We start from the raw sequence: 18275 nt of genomic DNA on the forward strand, positions 1-18275 counted from the left end.
ATGTGGCGTGTGCAATTCAACGGCCGGACTGGGCCAGGGCCTGGGTGCGCAGGCGCTCGTACTCGGCGGGGTCCACAGGCTGCGCACCGGCCTCGCCCAGATCCTCCATGCGCACGCGGTAGGTCTCGCGGGCGCTCCAGGCGGCCAGCGCTGCGACCACGGTGATGCCGAAGGCGATCAGCCCCACCGTCAGCCAGATGTTCTGGGATCCCGGAGGCGCCACGGCCGTGAACAGCGCGGGCAGCATGGCGGTGATGGCCGTGCCCACGTTCTGCGAGATGGCCATGGCCGAGACGCGTGTGCGGGTCGGGAACAGCTCGGGGTAGAAGCTGGGGAACACCGCGTTGTAGCCCTGGTAGACCACGCCCCACATCAGGATGGACATGGCGAAGGCCAGCGGCATGTTGCGCGTGCTGATGGCGTAGAGGTAGCCGATGGCCAGCAGCCCGGACAGCAGCGCGCCGAAGATAATGGGCGGGCGCCGGCCGATGCGGTCGGACAGGTTGCCCACCATGGGGATCACCAGCACCGCGACGATGTTGCCCACCACGGGAATCCACAGGTACATGTCCTTGGCGAAGCCGATGCCGTAGGCGGGCTGCACCGCGTAGGCCGCGCCGAAGATGGTGGCCACCACGGGGATCACGTTCATCAGCGCCATGCAGACCACGCGCAGCATGTCGGGCGAATGGTGGCGGAAGGCCTCGACCACGGGCGAACGCGGACGCGCCTCGCTGCGGCCTGCTGCCGTGAAGGCCGGGGTTTCGTTGACCTCGCGGCGGATGATCCAGCCCGCGATGATGACGACGAAGCTCAGGATGAAGGGAATGCGCCAGCCCCAGCTGTTGAACTGCTCGGTGGGCATGTAGTGCGCCAGCGGCAGGAACACGGCCGCTGCCAGGATCTGGCCGGCCTGCACGCCCTGCAGCGTGAAGCTGGCGAAGAAGCCGCGCCGCCCGAACGGGGCATGCTCCAGGATCATGGAGCTGGCGCCCGAGATCTCGCCGGCCACCGCAAAGCCCTGGATCAGCCGCATCAGCACCAGCAGCGCCGGTGCCCACAGGCCGACCTGGTCGTAGGTGGGCAGCAGCCCCACGGCGATGGTGGAAAAGCCCATCAGGAACATGCACCACACCAGCACCTGCTTGCGCCCGTGCGTATCGCCCAGGTGGCCCAGCACGAAGGCGCCGATGGGCCGCGCCACATAGCCCACGCCATAGGTGGCCAGCGAGGCGATGATGGCAATCGCCGGATCACCCTGCGGAAAGAAGATCTGCGGAAAGATCAGCGCCGCAGCCGTGGCGTAGATGAAGAAATCGTAGTACTCCAGGGCCGAGCCTATCCAGCCGCTGGTGGCGGCCTTCCTGGGTTGGTGCTGCGTTGACTGCGTATGTACCGGTGTTGCGCTCATGTGTTGTCTCCTCCAGGCAAAAGATCCCCGCTGCGGCACGTGATGGATGCTTGCGGCCAGGCCAGCGGGATGTAAAAAATGTAGTTCCCGCCTATGAATCTGCCCAAGCCAATTTCCAGGGGCATGTGCGCTGATCGCACCGCGCGGTTCGATAATCGCACGCACCCAGGGTTAATACGGAAAACTCAAGCTCGCCATGACAACACCTTCCACCCTCGCCCAGCGCGACTGGATTGCCGGACTGGAACGCGGCGTATCGATCATCGAAGCCTTTGACGACGCCCACCCGCGCATGACGGCCGCCGAGGCCGGCCAGCGCACGGGCATGACGCGCACCGCCGCGCGGCGCTATCTGCTGACGCTGCAGCACATGGGCTACGTGGCGGGGGACGGCAAGCTGTTCTGGCTCACGCCGCGCGTGCTGCGGCTGGGGCAGTCGTACCTGGAGTCGGCGCGGCTGCCGCGCATCGTCCAGCCGTTTCTGCAGCGTGTGGCGGCCGGCACCCATGAAACCGCCTACCTGGCGGTGCTGGACGACGACGAGGTGGTCTATATCGCACGCAACGGCCCCAACCGCAACATGAACACCGGCTACGTGCTGGGCGCACGCGTGCCGGCCCAGGTCACGGCGGCCGGCATGCTGATGCTGTCCATGCGCAGCGACGCCGAGCTGGAGCACTGGCTGGACAACCGCGCGCTGACGGTCTTCACCTCGCACACCATCACCTGCCCCGCCGAAATGCGCCGCGAGCTGGCCCTGATCCGCACCCAGGACTGGGCGCTGTGCGAGCAGCAGCTCAACCTGGACTCGCGCGGCATTGCCGTGCCGCTGCGCGACCGCCACGGCGCGCTGGCCGGCGCCCTCAACATCACCATGCCCATGGGCCGCGAAACCGGCAAGGACGCCGTGGCGCGCGTGCTGCCCATGCTGCGCGAGACGGCGCAGGCCATGCGGGATCTGATCTGATGGTGAACAACATGGCCATGGCGCAACTTCCTGACCTGGACACGCATGGCGGCGACGACCATCTGCTGCAGCATCTGCAGGCCCTGGAAGTTCGGCTGCACGATCCGCAGGTGCGCGCGGACGCAGGCCAGCTGCAGGCGCTGCTGCATGAAGACTTTCTGGAGTTCGGCCGATCGGGCGGCGTGCACGACCGGGCCGCCACCGTGGACAGCCTGGCGGCCGCCTTGCCAGCACAGGCCCCTGCCCGGCTGGTGTCAGGCGGCTTTGCCCTGACGCGCCTGGGACCGGACAGCGCGCTGCTGACCTACCGCTCGGCCAGCGAGGCCGAGGATGGAACGGCCGGTAGGCATACGCTGCGCTCCTCGGTCTGGCTGCGCACGGCCCGGGGCTGGCAGATGCGCTTCCACCAGGGCACGCCCACGGCGCCATTCGACCTGGCCGCATCCATGCCATGAGCGGCCTGCGGCGTGTTCAGACGGTTTCGAACGCGTATTTTTCCGTGTCCACCTCGCGCTGCGAAGCCACGGCATAGCGGTCGCCCTGGATGCGCTCGGGCTTGAAGAGGTCGTCCAGTTCGGCCAGCAGGGCAGCGTCCAGGCGCACGGCGCCGCCGCGCAGGTCTTCGTGCAGATGGTCCACGCTGGTGGTGCCCGGCAGGGCAATCACATGCTCGCCCTGGTGCAGCACCCAGGCGATGGCCAGCTCGGCCAGCGTGCAGTCGGCGCGCTCGGCAATGGACTGCATGGGCGCGAGCAGCTGCAGGTTCTTCGCATAGGCCTCGGGCGCGAAGCGCGGCATGGCGGCGCGGATATCGCCCTTGACCAGGCCCTCGACCTCCTGGAGCTTGCCGGTGAGGAAGGCGCGGCCCAGCGGGCTGAAGGCCACGTAGGCAATGCCCAGTTCCTTGCAGGCCTGCAGCGTGCCCAGTTCGGCATTGCGCGACCACAGCGAATACTCGCTTTGCAGCGCGGCGATGGGGAAGGTGGCGTGGGCGCGGCGCAGCGCGTCGGCGCCGATCTCGGACAGGCCCAGGGCGCGCACCTTGCCCTCTTCCACCAGGCGCGACATCTCGCCCACCGATTCCTCGATGGGCACGCGGCGGTCCCAACGGTGCAGGTAGTAGAGGTCGATGACATCGGTGCCCAGGCGCTGCAGGCTGTCTTCGCAATTGCGGCGCAGGGTCCTGGGGTGGCCGTCGATCACGCGGCGCACCACGCCGTCGTCACCGCGCACGCCGGCCATGCCGCATTTGCTGGCCAGGGTGATGTGGTTGCGGTGGGACTTGAGCACGGGGCCGACCAGGGATTCGTTGGCGCCGAAGCCATACAGCGCCGCCGTGTCGAACAAGGTGACACCGGCATCCAGCGCCGCATGCAGCACGGCCTTGCCCTGCTCGGGCGACGGCGGATGGCCATAGGCGTGGCTGAGGTTCATGCAGCCCAGGCCGACGGCGCTGACGGAGAAGGGACCCAGGTGGCGTGTGGACAGGTTGGTCATGGTTTTCTCACAGGGAAAAGAAGCAAGGGAGCGGCCAGCGCTCCCTTGCAATGTCGAAGGCCCATTTTGCCGTCAAACCGACGTGCCCCTCACGCCCGTGCGCGCCCAGGCCGGCAGCGGCACGGGCCGGTGCAGCACGTCGTCGTTGAGCCACAGGGCGCTGCGGCGCGCGCGCTCGGCCACGGTGTCCAGCGGCAGCTGCTGGTAGTCGTCGTTGAAGACCTCGAAGCTGTAGTCGCCCCGGTAGCCCAGGCGGTCCAGGCGCAGCACCAGGTCGGCCAGGCGCTCGCTGTGCACGCCCTCGCCCGGGAACACGCGGAAGGTGCGCGCCGTGGCCATGCGCTCTTCGAAGGTGGGGGCGTCGTGCCACATGAAGTCGGACAGCTGCACCAGGAAGATCTTGTCGCGGTCGATCAGCTCCAGCGCGTCCAGCGGCGTCTTGGCAGCCAGGATGTGGAAGGAGTCCAGCCCGATGCCCAGATTGGACGTGTCGGCACGGCAGACCACGTCCCAGCTGGTGGTGAACTCATTGACGGAGCGGCCCCAGGACAGGCCCTCGTAGGCGATCTTCACGCCCAGCGGAATGCCGAGCATGGCCAGCTTGCGCAGGTCGCGCGCAATCACGTCGAGATCGCCCGTGGCATGGCGCGAGGTGGACGAGCAAGCCAGCAGCACGGGGCTGCCAATCTCGGCGCACATCTCCAGCATGGATTTGGCGATGTCCACCTTGTAGTGGTGCAGGTGGTCGGACAGGCCCTCGAAGTCGCGCAGCACCTGAAAGCCCGTGGGCCGCAGGCCGCTGGCGCGCACGGCCGCCGCTGCCGCCTTGACGCCGCCCGGGTGGCCGGCCAGGTCACGCGCACTGAGCATGACCTGGGTGAAGCCCGCGCGCCGGATGGCGTCGAGCTTGGCCTCCAGCGAGCCATTCAGAGTGATGGTGTCCATGCCATAGCTGTCCAGCAAGCCCATGTTGCCCTCCAGGATCGTTGTGTGTATCGGCGGTTGAATCGGACGGCGGCGCGCCAGGCTTTGCGCTAGGCGTCGCGGTGCACCAGCTCGAACACCACGGTGCCCATGGCGTTGCGCGTGAGCGCGCCGCGGTCATCGGGGTGCAGACGGCTCGATTCCACGAACTCCACGCCGCGCTGGCGCAGCGCCTGCACGGCGCCAGGCACGTCGGTGGTGCCCAGGCCGATGCGCTGCAGGCGCTCGGGCATGTCGTCCCACTCCAGGCCCGGATCGGGCTCGATGAGCTGCCACAGGAAGCGCTTGCAGGGGCTGCGCATGAGCTTGCCCTTGGGCAGGATGCCGAAGCGCTGCGCGTCGGGCAGCAGGTGGAAGTCGAACATGCGTTCGAAGTAGGTGATCCAGTCGGCGCTGCGGCCACGCCCTATGTACTGGACCACGCCGAAATAGCCCAGGCCGGCCAGCGCCGGTGGATGGGGATCGGCCCCGGCGATGGGCTTGAAATCGATGTCATAGATGGAGAACTCCTGCCATCGATCGACAAAGTAGAAGCGGCTGCCACCCGGGCCGTGGATGGCCGGGATGTGCAGCTCCATCGCCTGCGCCTGGCTGGGCGCCGCCCAGGCTCCCAGCTCGATGCAGCGCGTATGCGCCTGCAGGGCATCCTGCACGCGCAGCGCCACGGCCGAGATGACGGGCTGCCCGTCCGAGGCGGCATTGGCCAGCGCATCGGCAGCGCCCGCATTGACCACCAGGTTCATGTCCCCCTGCCGGTACAGCGTCACCTCGCGCGAGCGGTGCCGCGCCACGGGGCGAAAACCCAGCCCCTCCAGCACCTGGCCCAGGGCCTGGGGCTGGCTGGTCGTGTACTCGATGAACTCTATGCCGTCGATCCCGAGGCGATTGGACGCCTCGGGCACGTCTTCCCGGCTGCTGGAGGAGGAATCGGTCATTGCGGTACTCCGGATGGAAACATGGTGCGCTGCGACGGCTCGCCGGGCGGGTCAGGCCTGCAGTTGCAGCTCTAGATCATGGAGGACCTGGTAGCAGGGCAGCACCTGGGCCACGCTGGAATTGGGCTCGCGGCCTTCGCGGATGGCGGCGAAGAACTCGCGGTCCTGCAGCTCGATGCCGTTCATGGACACATCGACCTTGGAAACGTCGATCTTCTCTTCCTTGCCGTTGACCAGATCGTCATAGCGCGCGATGTAGGTACCGGTGTCGCCGATGTAGCGGAAGAAGGTGCCCAGCGGGCCGTCGTTGTTGAACGACAGGCTCAGCGTGCAGATGGCGCCATTGGCGGCCTTGAGCTGGATGCTCATGTCCATGGCAATGCCCAGCTCCGGATGGATGGGGCCTTGCACGGCGTTGGCCTTCACGATGGGGCTGCCGGCCTGGTAGGCGAACAGGTCCACGGTGTGGGCAGCGTGGTGCCACAGCAGGTGATCGGTCCAGCTGCGGGCTTGGCCCAGCGCGTTCATGTTGGTGCGGCGGAAGAAGTAGGTCTGCACATCCATCTGCTGGATGTTGAACTCGCCGGCCGCGATCTTCTTGTGCACCCACTGGTGGCTGGGGTTGAAGCGGCGCGTGTGGCCGCACATGGCCACCAGGCCGGTCTGCTTTTGCAGATCGGCCACGGCCTGGGCGTCCTTGAGGCTGTCGGCCAGCGGGATCTCCACCTGCACATGCTTGCCGGCCTTCAGGCATTCGATGGCCTGGGCGGCATGCATCTGCGTGGGCGTGCACAGGATGACGGCGTCCACCTCGGGCAGGGCCAGGCTGTCGGCCAGCTCGGTGGTCACATGTTGGATGCCGTACTTGTCGGCCACTTCCTGGGTCTTGGCCAGCTCGCGGCCCACCAGGGAGACGACTTCCACGCCGTCGATGTTCTTGATGCCGTCCAGGTGCTTGATGCCGAAGGCACCGGCGCCCGCCAGGGCGACTTTGATGGTCTTGTTGCTCATTGGGGGTTCTCCAGGATGAGGTGGCCGACGGCCGTATTGGACGCAGGCACATGGTAGAAGCGGTGGTTGACCTTGGGCAGCGGCGCGGGGCCATCCACATCGGCCATGGCGCCGCGCGCGATCAGCCACATCACCAGCTCGATGCCTTCGGAGCCAGCCTCGCGCACGTAGTCGATATGCGGCATCTTCGCCAAGCCTGCCGGATTCTCGATCAGCAGGTCCAGGAAGCGGTTGTCCCACTCCTTGTTGATCAGGCCCGCACGCGCGCCCTGCAACTGGTGGCTCATGCCACCCGTGCCCCAGATCTGCACGTTCAGGTCTTCGTCGAAGCTTTCCACGGCGCGGCGGATGGCACGGCCCAGGTTGAAGCAGCGCTGACCCGACGGCACGGGGTACTGCACCACGTTGACGGCAAACGGAATCACCGGGCAGGGCCAGGCGCCCGTGCGCGCGTCCTGCTGGCCGCACATCAGCGACAGCGGCACGGTCAGGCCGTGGTCTACGTCCATCTTGTTGACGATGGTCAGGTCGAAGTCCTGCTGGATCACCGACTGCGCGATGTGGCTGGCAAGCTCCGGATGGCCGATGACCTTGGGCACGGGGCGCGGGCCCCAGCCTTCGTCGGCCGGCTGGTATTCAGCGGCCGTGCCGATGGCAAACGTCGGGATGAAGTCCAGGCTGAACGCGGTCGCGTGGTCGTTGTAGACCAGGAAGATCACGTCGGGCTTGTTGTCCTTGAGCCATTGGCGCGAGTGCTCGAAGCCCTTGAACAGCGGCTGCCAATAGGGCTCGTCGGCCTTGCCCAGGTCCATGGCCGCGCCGATGGCGGGCACATGCGAGGTGTAGACGGATGCGGTGATGCGCGCCATGTCAGTTGCCTTCCTTGTTCTTGTTCGCTGCGCCGGCCAGGCCTTGCGGCTGGCGGTGGGCCTGGGCATCGCCCTCCTCGCCCACGCGGCGGTTGCCTTCGGCCGAACGGCCTCCGCCCACCATCATGTTGCGGTATTCCTCTTCGGACATGCCGGTCATGGAGCCTGCCATCTGCTGGAAGCTCTTGCCGTCCGTGGCGCCGATCTTGGCCAGGAAGTAGATGTTGCCGCCCGTGCGCATGCACCAGTTGAGGTCGCGGGCCAGCACGGCCTGCTTCTGTTCCTCGCTCATGGCCCATTCGTCCAGGTAGGCACGCTCGTCGGCCTTGAAGCGCTCGCGGTTCTCGGCCTTCATCAGCGACATGCAGAACTGGTTGAGCCAGTAGCCTTTGCGGGACTGCTCGGCATCAAAAATGATGGTGCCGGGCACGTCCAGATAGGGTTTGTCCAATGCCATGGATATCTCCTTGAATATGTCCGGCACCCAGGCCGGACATGGTCGCCTTCAGGCCTCTTCGGGCCAGTAAAGGCGCATGGGGTTGTCCACCAGCAGCTTGCGCTGCAGTTCGGCCGTGGGGGCGATGTGCGGGATGAAATCGACCAGCAGGCCGTCATCGGGCATGTGGTCCTTGAGGTTGGGGTGGGGCCAGTCGGTTCCCCACAGCACGCGGTCTGGGAATTCCTCGACCACGCGGCGGGCGAAGGGCACCACGTCGCGGTAGGCATTTTGCTCGCCGTCCAGCGCCTTGGGGCCGGTGACGGACAGGCGCTCTGGGCAGCTGACCTTGCTCCAGACGTTCTGGTGCTCGCGCATGAACTTGAGGAACAGCTCGAACTCGGGGCCGTCCACGGGTTTGTTCACATCGGGGCGGCCCATGTGGTCCACGACCACGGTGGTGGGCAGGCTGGTGAAGAAATCCCACAGCTCGGGCAGGTCCACGGCCTCGAAATAGATGACCACATGCCAGCCCAGCTTGGCGATGCGGCCCGCGATCTCCATCAGCTCGTCCTTGGGCGTGAAGTCCACCAGGCGCTTGACGAAGTTGAAGCGCACGCCGCGCACGCCGGCGGCGTGCAGCTCCTGCAGCTCCTCATCGGTCACGCTGCGGCGCACCGTGGCCACGCCGCGCGCCTTGCCGTTGGCGGCCTTGCAGGCATCGACCATGGCGCGGTTGTCGGCGCCGTGGCAGGTGGCCTGCACGATGACGTTGCGCGCAAAGCCCAGGTGGTCGCGCAGCGCGAACAGCTGCTGCTTGCTGGCGTCGCAGGGCGTGTACTTGCGCTCGGGCGCGAAGGGGAATTCATCGCCGGGGCCGAAGACGTGGCAGTGGGCATCCACGGCGCCTGCGGGTACCTGGAACTTCGGCTTGGAGGGGCCGGCGTACCAGTCCAGCCAGCCGGGGGTCTTCTCGAAATTGCTCATGCGCTTCTCCTCCTCAATCGATATAGCGCAAGCCGGCCTTTTCCAGGGGCTCGCGCATCTTGTACATGTCCAGGCCCAGCACGCCGGAAGCCAGCTTGGCGCGCTTCTCGCCCTCGAAGCTTTCGCGCTTTTGCGCGGCTTGCAGCGTGGCGGCGGCCTTGGCGGCGGGCACGCAGACCACGCCGTCATCATCGGCCACGATCACGTCGCCGGGCGTGACCCACATGCCTGCGCAGACCACCGGGATGTTGACCGAGCCCAGCGTGGCTTTGATCGTGCCCTTGGAAGAGATGGCGCGGCTCCACACGGGGAAATTCATTTCCTGCAGCGTCTTCACGTCGCGCACGCCGGCATCGATGATCAGCGCCCGCGCGCCACGCGCCTGGAAGCTCGTGGCCAGCAGGTCGCCGAAGTAGCCGTCCGTGCATTCCGAGGTCACGGCCGCGACCACGATGTCGCCGGGCTGGATCTGCTCTGCGGCCACATGCATCATCCAGTTGTCACCGGGCTGCAGCAGCACGGTGACGGCCGTGCCCGAGACCTGCTGGCCCGCATAGATGGGACGCATATAGGGCTTGAGCAGGCCCACGCGGCCCATGGCCTCGTGGACGGTGGCCGAGCCCAGGGCGGCCAGGCCGTCGGCGGCCGCGCGGTCGGCGCGCTGGATGTTGCGGTAAACCACACCGAGTTCGTACATGGTGTTCTCCTTGGATCTGTGGTGGCGGCCTGCTTACAGGCCCTTTTGCTTGAGGGCGGCGTCCATGCGCGGGAACACGCGGCGCGCGTTGCCTTCGTAGACCTGGTAGCGCTCCTCTTCGGTGAGGTTGGCCGTGGCCTCGATGTAGCGCTTGGTGTCGTCGTAGTAGTGGCCCGTGGTCGGGTCGATGCCGCGCACGGCGCCGATCATCTCGCTGGCGAACAGGATGTTCTTGACGGGGATCACCTTGGTCAGCAGGTCGATGCCGGGCTGGTGGTAGACGCAGGTGTCGAAGAAGATGTTGTTGAGCAGGTGCTCGTCCAGCAGCGGCTTCTTGAGCTCCTGCGCCAGGCCGCGGAAACGGCCCCAGTGGTAGGGCACGGCGCCGCCGCCATGGGGGATCAGGAACTTGAGCGTGGGGAAGTCCTTGAACAGGTCGCTGGTCAGGCACTGCATGAAGGCCGTGGTGTCGGCATTCAGGTAGTGGGCGCCCGTGGTGTGGAAGCACGCGTTGCAGCTGGTGGAGACGTGGACCATCGCTGGGATGTCGTACTCCACCATCTTTTCGTAGATGGGATACCAGGAGCGGTCCGACAGCGGGGGCGAGGTCCAGTGGCCGCCTGAAGGATCGGGGTTCAGGTTGATGCCCACGTTGCCGTACTGCTCCACGCACTTGACCAGTTCGGGAATGCAGGTGGCGGGGTCCACGCCCGGCGACTGCGGCAGCATGGCGGCCGGGATGAAATGCTCGGGGAACAGTTCGCTGACGCGGAAGCACAGCTCGTTGCAGATGGCGGCCCAGGTGCTCGATGTCTGGAAGTCGCCGATGTGGTGGGCCATGAAGCTGGCGCGCGGGCTGAAGATGGTGAGATCGGAGCCGCGCTGCTTCATCAGCTTGAGCTGGTTGGTCTCGATGGTCTCGCGGATCTCGTCGTCGCTGATCTTCAGGTCGCTGGCCCTGGGGGCCTTGGACGGGTCCTTGAGGCCTGCGATCTGCAGGTCGCGCCAGGCGCCCAGGGCCGCGGGCGCGGTGGTGTAGTGGCCGTGTACGTCGATGATCATCGGATGGTCTCCTGCGTCTTTATGGGGTGGGAATGTGTCAGTGGAGGGGTCAGTGGAGGGGTGCGGCAGGCGCCGCGCCGCCCTGCGGCTCGGGACTGCTGTACTGCTTGATGATGAGGGCGGCCATGGCGATCACGCCCGGAATGGCCACCACGGCAAAGATCTCGCTGAAACCCAGCTGGCGCGCCGACAGCTCGGCCACCAGGAAGGAGCCCGCAATGCCGCCGAAGCGGCCAATGCCCAGCATCCAGGCCACGCCCGTGGCACGGCCCCGCGTGGGGTAATAGGCGGCGGCCAGCGCCGGCATGGACGATTGCGCGGTGTTCATGATGGTGCCGGCCAGGAAGACGGCCACTACCAGCCAGCCCAGGTGGCCGGCCGTCTGGCCGATCCACCAGATGGAGGCCGCCGTCAGCGCATAGCCGATGGCGATGATGCGGTTGGCATTGAAGCGGTCCATGAGCCAGCCGAACAGCACGGCGCCCACGCCGCCCAGCGGGAACAGCGCGGCCACCAGGGTGCCGGTCTTGGGGTCCAGGCCCGCTTCCCTGAACAGCACGGGCATCCAGTTCATCAGCGCGTAGAAGATGACCAGTCCCATGAAGTAGGCGATCCACAGCATGATCGAGCCCACGCGGTACTCGCGCGACAGCACCACGCCCATGCCGCTGCTGGCCTGGGATTCGGGCTGGGGCTTGGACTCGGTCATCACGAAGCGCTGCACGCCCTGCACGGCATCGCCGGCAATGCGCGCCAGCACCTTGCGGATGCGCTCGGCCGGGTAGTTGTTGGCCACCATGTGGCGCACCGACTCCGGCAGCAGCACGACCAGGGCCAGCAGCAGCAGCAGCGGCGCGGCACCGCCCAGGATGAGCACGCTGCGCCAGCCGAAATGCGGAATCATCCAGGCCGCCAGAAAGCCGCCGAAGGCCGCGCCCAGCGGAAAGCCGCAGAACATGGCGTTGGTCAGCGTGGCGCGGCGCGAATCAGGGCAGTACTCGCTCATCAGCGTGACGGCATTGGGCATGGCGGCGCCCAGGCCCAGGCCGGTGACGAAGCGCAGCACGGCCAGCGTCCAGATGTCGGGCGAAAAGCCCGAAGCCAGGCAGGACACGGCAAACACCGCCACCGAACCCACCAGCACGGACTTGCGACCCAGCCGGTCAGCCAGCGGACCAGAGAACAGGGCGCCTGCGGCCAGGCCGAACAGCGCCGCGCTGAGCACGGGCGCCAGTGCAGGCTTGCTCACGCCCCACTCGCCGATCAGCGAGGGCGCGATGTAGCCGATGGCCGCCGTGTCAAAGCCATCGAGCAGAACGATCAGGAAACACAGCGCAAAGATCACCCACTGGAATCCCGAAAACGGGTGCTCGTTGAGCAGGGTCTGCACATTGACGCCGGTTGCTGCGGCGTCCTTCTGGACGGATGTCATGACTTGTCTCTTCCACTGTCTCTCGGCCTGGCGGATACCGCATCTGCGCGCGCGACCCGCCCCTTGCACTGCAGGGGCCGGCAAGCCCCTGCGCTGTTTCTTCAGTCCTGCCTGCGGCCGTCCCAGGCCGAGCGCGGCACCATGACTTCGCCACGCATCAGCAGGCGCGCCGTGCGCAGCAAGGCGGCCTTGGTCACCACTTCGGGATGGGCCGGATCGCTGTCCAGCGTCACGCTGAATTCGCCCGTGGGATGCTCCACCGACACCGTGAGCGGGCCCGCGCCCTGCGTGAGCTGCGCCACGCCATCGCACACGGTGCCCGGCATCTTCACGGCCGTGCCCACGGTGACGGCTGCCAGCACGCCGATGGCGTCATGGCAGACGTGGGGGATGAAGCTGCGCGTGGTCAGCGCGCCGCCATGCTGGGGCGGCGCGATCAGCGTCATCTTGGGGTAGTTCTTGGCCGAGACATCGCCCAGGCCCATGGTCCGGGAGATCTGCAGGCGCAGCGCCTCGATGCGGCGCTTGAGATCGGTGTCGGCGTTGAGCTCGGCCACGGTCTCCAGGCCGGAGGCGCCCACGTCGGCAGCCTTGAAGATCACCAGCGGCATGCCGTTGTCTATGCAGGTGACGTCAAGCGTGAAGTCTTCGAAACCCTCGCCCGTCACCGTGACCGTGTCCCGGGGCTTGCCCGTGGGCAGCAGGCCCGAGCAGACCGAGCCGGCCGTGTCCAGGAAACTGATTTCGATGGGTGCCGAGCTGCCGGGCGCGCCGTCGATGCGGGCCGAGCCTTCGTACTCCACCTGGCCGCCGGGCGTCTGCACGGTGATGTCGGCCGCCATGCCGGTGTTCAGCGTCAGCACGCGGAAGGTGCTGGTCTCGCCGCGCGAGGAGACCATGCCGGTCTCCAGCGCAAAGGGAACCACGCCGGCCAGCATGTTGCCGCAGTTGGGCGTGGTGTCCACCGTGTCCTTGTCGGGCTGCAGCTGGGCGAAGAGGAATTCGAGGTCGATGCCTTCCTTGTCGGAGAGGCTGACGATGCCGACCTTGCTGGTCAGCGGATGCGCGCCACCCACGCCGTCGATCTGCCGCTTGTCGGGCGAGCCCATGGCCGCGAGCAGCACGCGGTCGCGCGTGGGCAGGTCGGAGGGAAGATCGGTGGCCCGGAAGAAGGGGCCCTTGGAAGTACCGCCCCGCATCAGCAGGCAGGGAATGGCCGTTTGCATGGCTGTCTCTATCAGTATGGGTATGACAGCTATTGTGAGCATGGCGCGGGCCAGGCACCACTGAGCAAGCCCGCTAGCAGCTATAGCAAACCGGCATAGCTCAGTGCCAGGCTTGCGCTGCGGGTTGCGGCGCCCGTGCGCCGCAACTGCTTGATACAACTTATTTTTGTGCGGTGCCGCTCAATCGCGGCCATGGCCCCGGCCGCGATCATGGCCATGCCCAGGGCCACGGTGGTCATCACCACGCCCGCCATGGCGATCGTGGCGGTCGTCACGGTCCCAGCGGCGGTCATCGCGGCGGTGTTCCCATTCGCGGTGGCGGCGCTCCTCGCGCCAGCGCGGATCGGGACGCGGCGGCCCGGCATGCCAGTGCGGCGGCGGATTGCGCAGGAAGTACACCGGGCGGCCGCAGGCGCCGTAGCGGGCGCAGTGCTTGCCCCAGTGCTTGGCGTGGCCCGGGGGCACCCACATGTAGACAGGCGGCGGGGCCATGGGGGCCGGCGCAATGATCACGGGGCGCTGGTACAGCAGCGCTGGCGGCGGCGCGTTGCCGATGTCCACGGTGCCGTAGACGCCCGGTGCCAGCTGGCCCGAGACCGAGCCGCTGATGTAGGTCTGCGCCTGGGCCGCAAGGGCCGAGCAGGCCAGCGCAAAGGCGGCCGCGGCGCGCAAGGTGGTTCGCAAGGTGAGCAGGGCCATGTTCTTTTGAAGTGGGTGAAACAGGAAAGGCCCCGTTTCTACCAAGCGCGCGGGGCCGCGTGGGCCGCTGCGCCTGAAAAGGTGTAAGAACCCGTTCAAGCCAGCGCCCGTTCCTGTTCAACGCGCCAGGGCTGCCTGCGGTGTACAAGCAGACCGCAATGGTCCGCTTTCTGGCCTGCACGCGCTCAGTCCAGCTTGAGCCGGGAATCCTTCACCACCTTCTGCCATTTGGCGATCTCGGCGCGGCGGAAGGTCTCCAGCTCGGCCGGCGTGGAGCCTATGGGCTCGGCGCCTATGCCAGCGAGCCGCTCCACGATGGAGGGTTCGCGCAGCACCTTGGCCAGCACCGTGGACAGCCGGTTCACGATGGCCTGCGGCGTGCCGGCCGGCGCAAAGATGGCGTTCCATTCATAGGTCTCGTAGCCGGGCACGCCCGACTCGGCAATGGTCGGCAGCTCGGGCGCGGCCTTGGAGCGCTCCAGCCCGCCCACGGCCACCGCGCGCAGCTTGCCGGTCTTCACGTGCTGCCAGGCCGAGCCCATGCTGGCAAACATCAGCGGCACCTGGCCCGACATCACATCCATCATGGCCGGGCCGCCGCCCTTGTAGGCCACATGGTGCAGTTGCGTCCTGGCCAGCAGGTTGAACAGCTCGCCCGCCAGGTGCTGGGCCGAGCCCGGGCCTGCGGACGCAAAGTACAGATGCCCGCCCCCTTCGGAGCGGCCGGCCTGGATCAGGTCCTGCACGCTCTTGATGGGCGACGAAGGCGCAACCACCAGCACATTGGGCACGCGCAGCAGCAGCGAGACCGGCGCGAAGGCCTTGAGCGTGTCGAACTGCATGCGCGCGTGGATGGCGGGGTTTTGCGCGTGGTTGGAGGCATCGAGCATCAGCGTGTAGCCGTCGGGCTGGGCCTTGGCCACCTGGGCGCCGCCGATCATGCCGCCTGCCCCGCCCCGGTTCTCGATCACCACGGGCTGGCCCAGCTCGGCAGACAGCCTGGGGCCGATCAGGCGCGCCACCACATCGACGGTGCCGCCCGGCGGATAGGTCACGACCAGGGTGACGGGGCGCTCGGGGTAGTTGGCCGCTGCGGCCGCTGCGGCCGCTGCAGTCGCTGCAGCCGGCGCGGCCATGCCGGCAACAGCCGAAAGCAGGCCTGCGGCAGCCCACAGGCTGGCGGTGCGTCTGGACAGGGAATTCATGGTGTGTCTCCTTGGTTTGGCATGTCGTTTTGGAATCGGAACAGCTCGAAGGCGGTGCGGCCCAGCACGGCCCGCAGGGGGCCGGCATCGTCCAGCCAGTCCTGCAGCCAGCGCACGGCCGTCGGATAGCTGGCCTGGCCGGCGTGCTGCGTGTGCGGCCAGTCGCTGCCCCAGAGCAACCGCCCGGCCGTGAAGGCCTGCAGCAATTGCGCGGTGGCCTGCCGGCCGGAGGCGGCGCAGTCGGCGGCCCGCCAGATGCGGTAGGGCGCGGACAGCTTGACCCACACACGGCCGCTGTCGGCCTGCTGCAGCAGATAGCCAAAGCCCGGGTCGCGCACGCCCAGGGCCGGGTCAGGGCGCCCGAAGTGGTCAACCACCACGCGGCAACCGGCCGCCAGCAAGGCGGGCAGCAGGTCCGGCAGGCGCCCGGCCTGCAGGTGCAGCTCCACATGCCAGCCCAGGGCGTTGGCCTGCTCCAGCACGCGGCGCCAGCCGGGCGCATTCAGATCGGGCAAAGGCAGGCCGATCAGGTTCAGGCGCATGCCCACCACGCCGGCATCGGCCATAGCCTGCAGTTGTTCATCGCCCGTGCTCTCATCCACCACGGCCACGCCGCGCAGGCGCTGCGGCTGGGCGTGCAGCGCCTGGAGCAGGTAGCTGTTGTCCGTGCCCAGAAAGCTGGGCTGCACCAGCACGCCATGGGCCAGGCCGTGCGTGTCCAGGTGGTTCAGATAGGTGCCCAGGAGCGCATCCTCGTCGGGCGCATAGCGGCGCGCATCCGGCATGGGCAGGCCACGCTCGAAGACATGGGCGTGGGCATCAACGCTGGACGCAATGACAAACCGGGGCACGGCAGACACGGGAAGAACTCCTTGTGGGTTGCGCCACGCAAGGCGCGGCGCTGGGGGCATGGGGCCGGATTCTAGGAACGGGGGGTATATATTTCCATTCTTCAAAATGGATTTATTCATACCGGATCAATATGGAAACCCGGCATCTGCGCTACTTTCTCGCGGTGGTGGACCAGGGCAGCGTCAGCCGCGCAGCCGACTGGCTGGGCATTGCACAGCCGGCCCTGAGCCAGACCCTGGCCCGCATGGAAAAAGACCTGGGCGTGCAGCTGTTCCAGCGCTCACGCCAGGGCGCCCTGCCCACCCCGGCCGCCCTGGCCATGCTGGACGACGTGCGCACCAGCGTGGCCCGCATAGATGCAGCCGCCAGCCGCGCGCGCGAGATCGCCAGGGGCAGTGCGGGCCAGTTGACCGTGGGCCTGGTGTCCTCGGCGCTTTTCGGCACCCTGCCCCGCGCCCTGCGCGCGTTGCGGCAGCAGGCGCCCGGCGTGCGCGTCATCCTGCGCGAGATGAGCAATGCCGAGCAGGCCGAGGCCCTGCAGACCGGCGCCATCGACATCGGCCTCATGCACACGCCCGTGGCCGTGGGCGGGCGCATGCGCGAGCGCCAGCTGCTGCGCGAGCGCCTGGTGGCCGCCGTGCCCGATGAATTCCAGATCGGCGAGGACGGCCAGGTCAGCCTGGCCCAGATCGCCGAGGCCGGGCTGGTGATGTACCCGCAGGCGCAATTGCCCGTGCTGCATGCCGGCATCCTCGACGCGCTGCGCAAGGCCGGGCACGAGGCCCATGTGGCGCAGGAAGCCAACCGCACCCTCACCGTGCTGGCCTGCGTGGCCGGTGGCTGCGGCGTGGCCCTGCTGCCCAGCTGGATACGCTCCATGGACTTTCGCGGCGTGCGCTTTTGCGAAGTGCGTGACGGCCAGGCCCTGCCCAGCCTGGACCTCAGCGCCATCTGGCCCGCACGCTCCACGCCCACGCTGGCCGACCTGTTCGCGCACCTGGAGCTGGGCGAAGACTGAGCTCTCCCTAGCCCGCTGCGACCATGTGCAGCCCGGCACGGCCAGGCTCCACCGAGCGCGGCCCGGCGCCCGTGCAAGAAGCGGGATGCGCGTCCGCCTGCGCCGCACTACAAACCGCTTTCCCTCATTCACGGAAAGAAAAGGTGCGAGATGCAGCCATCGCCACAGCAACTCCACGGAAAAGTCGCCCTCATCACGGGCGCCAGCTCAGGCATAGGACGCGAAGGCGCCAGGCTGTTTGCCCGCCACGGCGCCAGGCTGGTCCTCACGGCCCGCCGCCAGGCGCAACTGCAGACGCTGGTGGCGGAGATCGAGCAGGACGGCGGCCAGGCCATCGCGCTGGCCGGCGACGTGCGGGACGAGCCGCTGGCACAGGCCCTGGTCGAGACCGCCACGGAGCGCTTTGGCGGCCTGGACATCGCCTTCAACAATGCCGGCATGACCGGCGATCCCTGCGCACTCCCCGATCTCTCGCTGCAGGCCTGGCAGGACGCCATCGCCACCAATCTCACCAGCGCCTTTCTGGGCGCCAAGCACCAGATACCGGTCCTGCTGGCACGCGGCGGCGGCTCGCTGATCTTCACGTCCACCTTCGTGGGCCATACGGCGGGCCTGCCCGGCATGGGCGCCTATGCCGCCAGCAAGGCCGGCCTCGTCGGCCTCACCCAGGTCATCGCCGCCGAATACGGCCCCCGCGGCCTGCGCGCCAACGCCCTGCTGCCCGGGGGCACCGACACTCCCATGGGCCGCGCCAGCACCTCCACGCCCGAGGCGCGCGCCTTCGTCGAAAACCTGCACGCGCTCAAGCGCCTCGCCACGCCCGCAGAAATCGCGGCGGCGGCGCTGTTTCTGGCGTCTGACGCATCCAGCTTCATCACGGGGACGGCCATGGTGGTCGATGGTGGCGTGTCCATCAACCGGACTTGAACGAGATCCCTGGCCGGCATGCCCCGGGCCAGGGGCCGCAGCGCCTGAACCGCATCTGTC

The 18275-nt window shown here is 67.7% G+C and carries 19 protein-coding genes; 4 read left to right on the forward strand and 15 right to left on the reverse strand.

Annotated features, from left to right (window positions below):
* Positions 1–16: 16 nt before the first annotated feature.
* Positions 17–1411 (reverse strand): MFS transporter, encoded by a 1395-nt coding sequence (locus BO996_RS20385; RefSeq protein WP_065346195.1) that lies wholly within the window; start codon positions 1409–1411, stop codon positions 17–19.
* 196 nt (positions 1412–1607) lie between these two features.
* Here BO996_RS20385 and BO996_RS20390 point away from each other — a divergent pair, with 196 nt between their 5' ends.
* Complete coding sequence (locus BO996_RS20390) at positions 1608–2378, forward strand: IclR family transcriptional regulator domain-containing protein (RefSeq protein WP_012206241.1); 771 nt, start codon at positions 1608–1610, stop codon at positions 2376–2378.
* A 17-nt stretch (positions 2379–2395) separates the two neighbouring features.
* On the forward strand, positions 2396–2833 hold the full coding sequence (locus BO996_RS20395) for a nuclear transport factor 2 family protein (RefSeq protein ID WP_232240386.1): 438 nt from the start codon (positions 2396–2398) through the stop codon (positions 2831–2833).
* A gap of 16 nt (positions 2834–2849) precedes the next feature.
* Here the strand turns inward: BO996_RS20395 and BO996_RS20400 are convergent, their stop codons facing one another.
* The 14 genes from BO996_RS20400 to BO996_RS20465 form a co-directional block, all read right to left on the reverse strand.
* The gene (locus tag BO996_RS20400) at positions 2850–3875 is read right to left on the reverse strand and encodes an aldo/keto reductase (RefSeq protein ID WP_065346193.1); all 1026 of its coding nucleotides are present in this window, start codon (positions 3873–3875) and stop codon (positions 2850–2852) included.
* Positions 3876–3947: 72 nt separating this feature from the next.
* A complete protein-coding gene (locus BO996_RS20405) occupies positions 3948–4844 on the reverse strand; it encodes a sugar phosphate isomerase/epimerase family protein (protein ID WP_065346192.1) in 897 nt (298 codons plus the stop codon).
* Positions 4845–4909: 65 nt separating this feature from the next.
* A complete protein-coding gene (locus BO996_RS20410) occupies positions 4910–5794 on the reverse strand; it encodes a 4-hydroxyphenylpyruvate dioxygenase (RefSeq protein ID WP_012206245.1) in 885 nt (294 codons plus the stop codon).
* Positions 5795–5845: 51 nt separating this feature from the next.
* Positions 5846–6805: a Gfo/Idh/MocA family oxidoreductase gene (locus BO996_RS20415; protein ID WP_063325667.1), complete on the reverse strand. Its 960-nt coding sequence runs from the start codon at positions 6803–6805 to the stop codon at positions 5846–5848.
* The gene (locus BO996_RS20420; RefSeq protein WP_071956255.1) at positions 6802–7674 is read right to left on the reverse strand and encodes a class III extradiol dioxygenase subunit beta; all 873 of its coding nucleotides are present in this window, start codon (positions 7672–7674) and stop codon (positions 6802–6804) included. The genes BO996_RS20415 and BO996_RS20420 overlap by 4 nt, the downstream gene beginning before the upstream one ends.
* 1 nt (position 7675) lies before the next feature.
* Entirely contained in the window at positions 7676–8131 is a 456-nt protein-coding gene (gene ligA / locus BO996_RS20425) for a protocatechuate 4,5-dioxygenase subunit alpha (RefSeq protein ID WP_034395671.1), read from the reverse strand.
* A gap of 48 nt (positions 8132–8179) precedes the next feature.
* Entirely contained in the window at positions 8180–9097 is a 918-nt protein-coding gene (locus tag BO996_RS20430) for an amidohydrolase family protein (protein ID WP_034395666.1), read from the reverse strand.
* 13 nt (positions 9098–9110) lie between these two features.
* The gene (ligK, locus tag BO996_RS20435) at positions 9111–9794 is read right to left on the reverse strand and encodes a 4-carboxy-4-hydroxy-2-oxoadipate aldolase/oxaloacetate decarboxylase (RefSeq protein ID WP_071956256.1); all 684 of its coding nucleotides are present in this window, start codon (positions 9792–9794) and stop codon (positions 9111–9113) included.
* 33 nt (positions 9795–9827) lie between these two features.
* Positions 9828–10856 (reverse strand): amidohydrolase family protein, encoded by a 1029-nt coding sequence (locus tag BO996_RS20440; protein WP_034395662.1) that lies wholly within the window; start codon positions 10854–10856, stop codon positions 9828–9830.
* A gap of 49 nt (positions 10857–10905) precedes the next feature.
* A complete protein-coding gene (locus BO996_RS20445) occupies positions 10906–12288 on the reverse strand; it encodes an MFS transporter (protein ID WP_071956257.1) in 1383 nt (460 codons plus the stop codon).
* A 101-nt stretch (positions 12289–12389) separates the two neighbouring features.
* Positions 12390–13514, reverse strand: a complete 1125-nt coding sequence (locus BO996_RS20450; RefSeq protein ID WP_071956258.1) for a 4-oxalomesaconate tautomerase — start codon at positions 13512–13514, stop codon at positions 12390–12392.
* Between the two features lie 180 nt (positions 13515–13694).
* Positions 13695–14213 carry a hypothetical protein gene (locus BO996_RS20455; RefSeq protein ID WP_034395652.1) on the reverse strand — a complete coding sequence of 173 codons (519 nt, stop codon included), beginning with the start codon at positions 14211–14213 and terminating at the stop codon, positions 13695–13697.
* A gap of 185 nt (positions 14214–14398) precedes the next feature.
* Positions 14399–15418, reverse strand: a complete 1020-nt coding sequence (locus BO996_RS20460; RefSeq protein WP_071956259.1) for a tripartite tricarboxylate transporter substrate binding protein — start codon at positions 15416–15418, stop codon at positions 14399–14401.
* A complete protein-coding gene (locus tag BO996_RS20465; RefSeq protein ID WP_071956260.1) occupies positions 15415–16278 on the reverse strand; it encodes an amidohydrolase family protein in 864 nt (287 codons plus the stop codon). Before BO996_RS20465 ends, BO996_RS20460 begins: the two co-directional genes overlap by 4 nt.
* Before the next feature lie 122 nt (positions 16279–16400).
* Between BO996_RS20465 and BO996_RS20470 the strand changes: the two genes are divergently transcribed.
* Positions 16401–17288 carry a LysR family transcriptional regulator gene (locus BO996_RS20470; protein WP_047327543.1) on the forward strand — a complete coding sequence of 296 codons (888 nt, stop codon included), beginning with the start codon at positions 16401–16403 and terminating at the stop codon, positions 17286–17288.
* Between the two features lie 150 nt (positions 17289–17438).
* A complete protein-coding gene (locus BO996_RS20475; RefSeq protein ID WP_071956261.1) occupies positions 17439–18215 on the forward strand; it encodes an SDR family oxidoreductase in 777 nt (258 codons plus the stop codon).
* Positions 18216–18275: the final 60 nt, after the last annotated feature.

Source organism: Delftia sp. HK171 (assembly GCF_001886655.1).
GTDB classification, from domain to species: domain Bacteria; phylum Pseudomonadota; class Gammaproteobacteria; order Burkholderiales; family Burkholderiaceae_C; genus Comamonas; species Comamonas acidovorans.

Excerpts from the sequence above, each read along its gene's own strand:
- BO996_RS20400 (WP_065346193.1), bottom strand. The coding sequence starts at position 3,875 with ATGACCAACCTGTCCACACGCCACCTGGGTCCCTTCTCCGTCAGCGCC.
- ligA (WP_034395671.1), bottom strand. The coding sequence starts at position 8,131 with ATGGCATTGGACAAACCCTATCTGGACGTGCCCGGCACCATCATTTTT.
- BO996_RS20395 (WP_232240386.1), top strand. The coding sequence starts at position 2,396 with ATGGCGCAACTTCCTGACCTGGACACGCATGGCGGCGACGACCATCTG.
- BO996_RS20405 (WP_065346192.1), bottom strand. The coding sequence starts at position 4,844 with ATGGGCTTGCTGGACAGCTATGGCATGGACACCATCACTCTGAATGGC.
- BO996_RS20390 (WP_012206241.1), top strand. The coding sequence starts at position 1,608 with ATGACAACACCTTCCACCCTCGCCCAGCGCGACTGGATTGCCGGACTG.
- BO996_RS20460 (WP_071956259.1), bottom strand. The coding sequence starts at position 15,418 with ATGAATTCCCTGTCCAGACGCACCGCCAGCCTGTGGGCTGCCGCAGGC.
- BO996_RS20470 (WP_047327543.1), top strand. The coding sequence starts at position 16,401 with ATGGAAACCCGGCATCTGCGCTACTTTCTCGCGGTGGTGGACCAGGGC.
- BO996_RS20475 (WP_071956261.1), top strand. The coding sequence starts at position 17,439 with ATGCAGCCATCGCCACAGCAACTCCACGGAAAAGTCGCCCTCATCACG.
- BO996_RS20450 (WP_071956258.1), bottom strand. The coding sequence starts at position 13,514 with ATGCAAACGGCCATTCCCTGCCTGCTGATGCGGGGCGGTACTTCCAAG.
- BO996_RS20420 (WP_071956255.1), bottom strand. The coding sequence starts at position 7,674 with ATGGCGCGCATCACCGCATCCGTCTACACCTCGCATGTGCCCGCCATC.
- BO996_RS20445 (WP_071956257.1), bottom strand. The coding sequence starts at position 12,288 with ATGACATCCGTCCAGAAGGACGCCGCAGCAACCGGCGTCAATGTGCAG.
- BO996_RS20430 (WP_034395666.1), bottom strand. The coding sequence starts at position 9,097 with ATGAGCAATTTCGAGAAGACCCCCGGCTGGCTGGACTGGTACGCCGGC.
- BO996_RS20410 (WP_012206245.1), bottom strand. The coding sequence starts at position 5,794 with ATGACCGATTCCTCCTCCAGCAGCCGGGAAGACGTGCCCGAGGCGTCC.
- BO996_RS20440 (WP_034395662.1), bottom strand. The coding sequence starts at position 10,856 with ATGATCATCGACGTACACGGCCACTACACCACCGCGCCCGCGGCCCTG.
- BO996_RS20385 (WP_065346195.1), bottom strand. The coding sequence starts at position 1,411 with ATGAGCGCAACACCGGTACATACGCAGTCAACGCAGCACCAACCCAGG.
- ligK (WP_071956256.1), bottom strand. The coding sequence starts at position 9,794 with ATGTACGAACTCGGTGTGGTTTACCGCAACATCCAGCGCGCCGACCGC.
- BO996_RS20415 (WP_063325667.1), bottom strand. The coding sequence starts at position 6,805 with ATGAGCAACAAGACCATCAAAGTCGCCCTGGCGGGCGCCGGTGCCTTC.
- BO996_RS20455 (WP_034395652.1), bottom strand. The coding sequence starts at position 14,213 with ATGGCCCTGCTCACCTTGCGAACCACCTTGCGCGCCGCGGCCGCCTTT.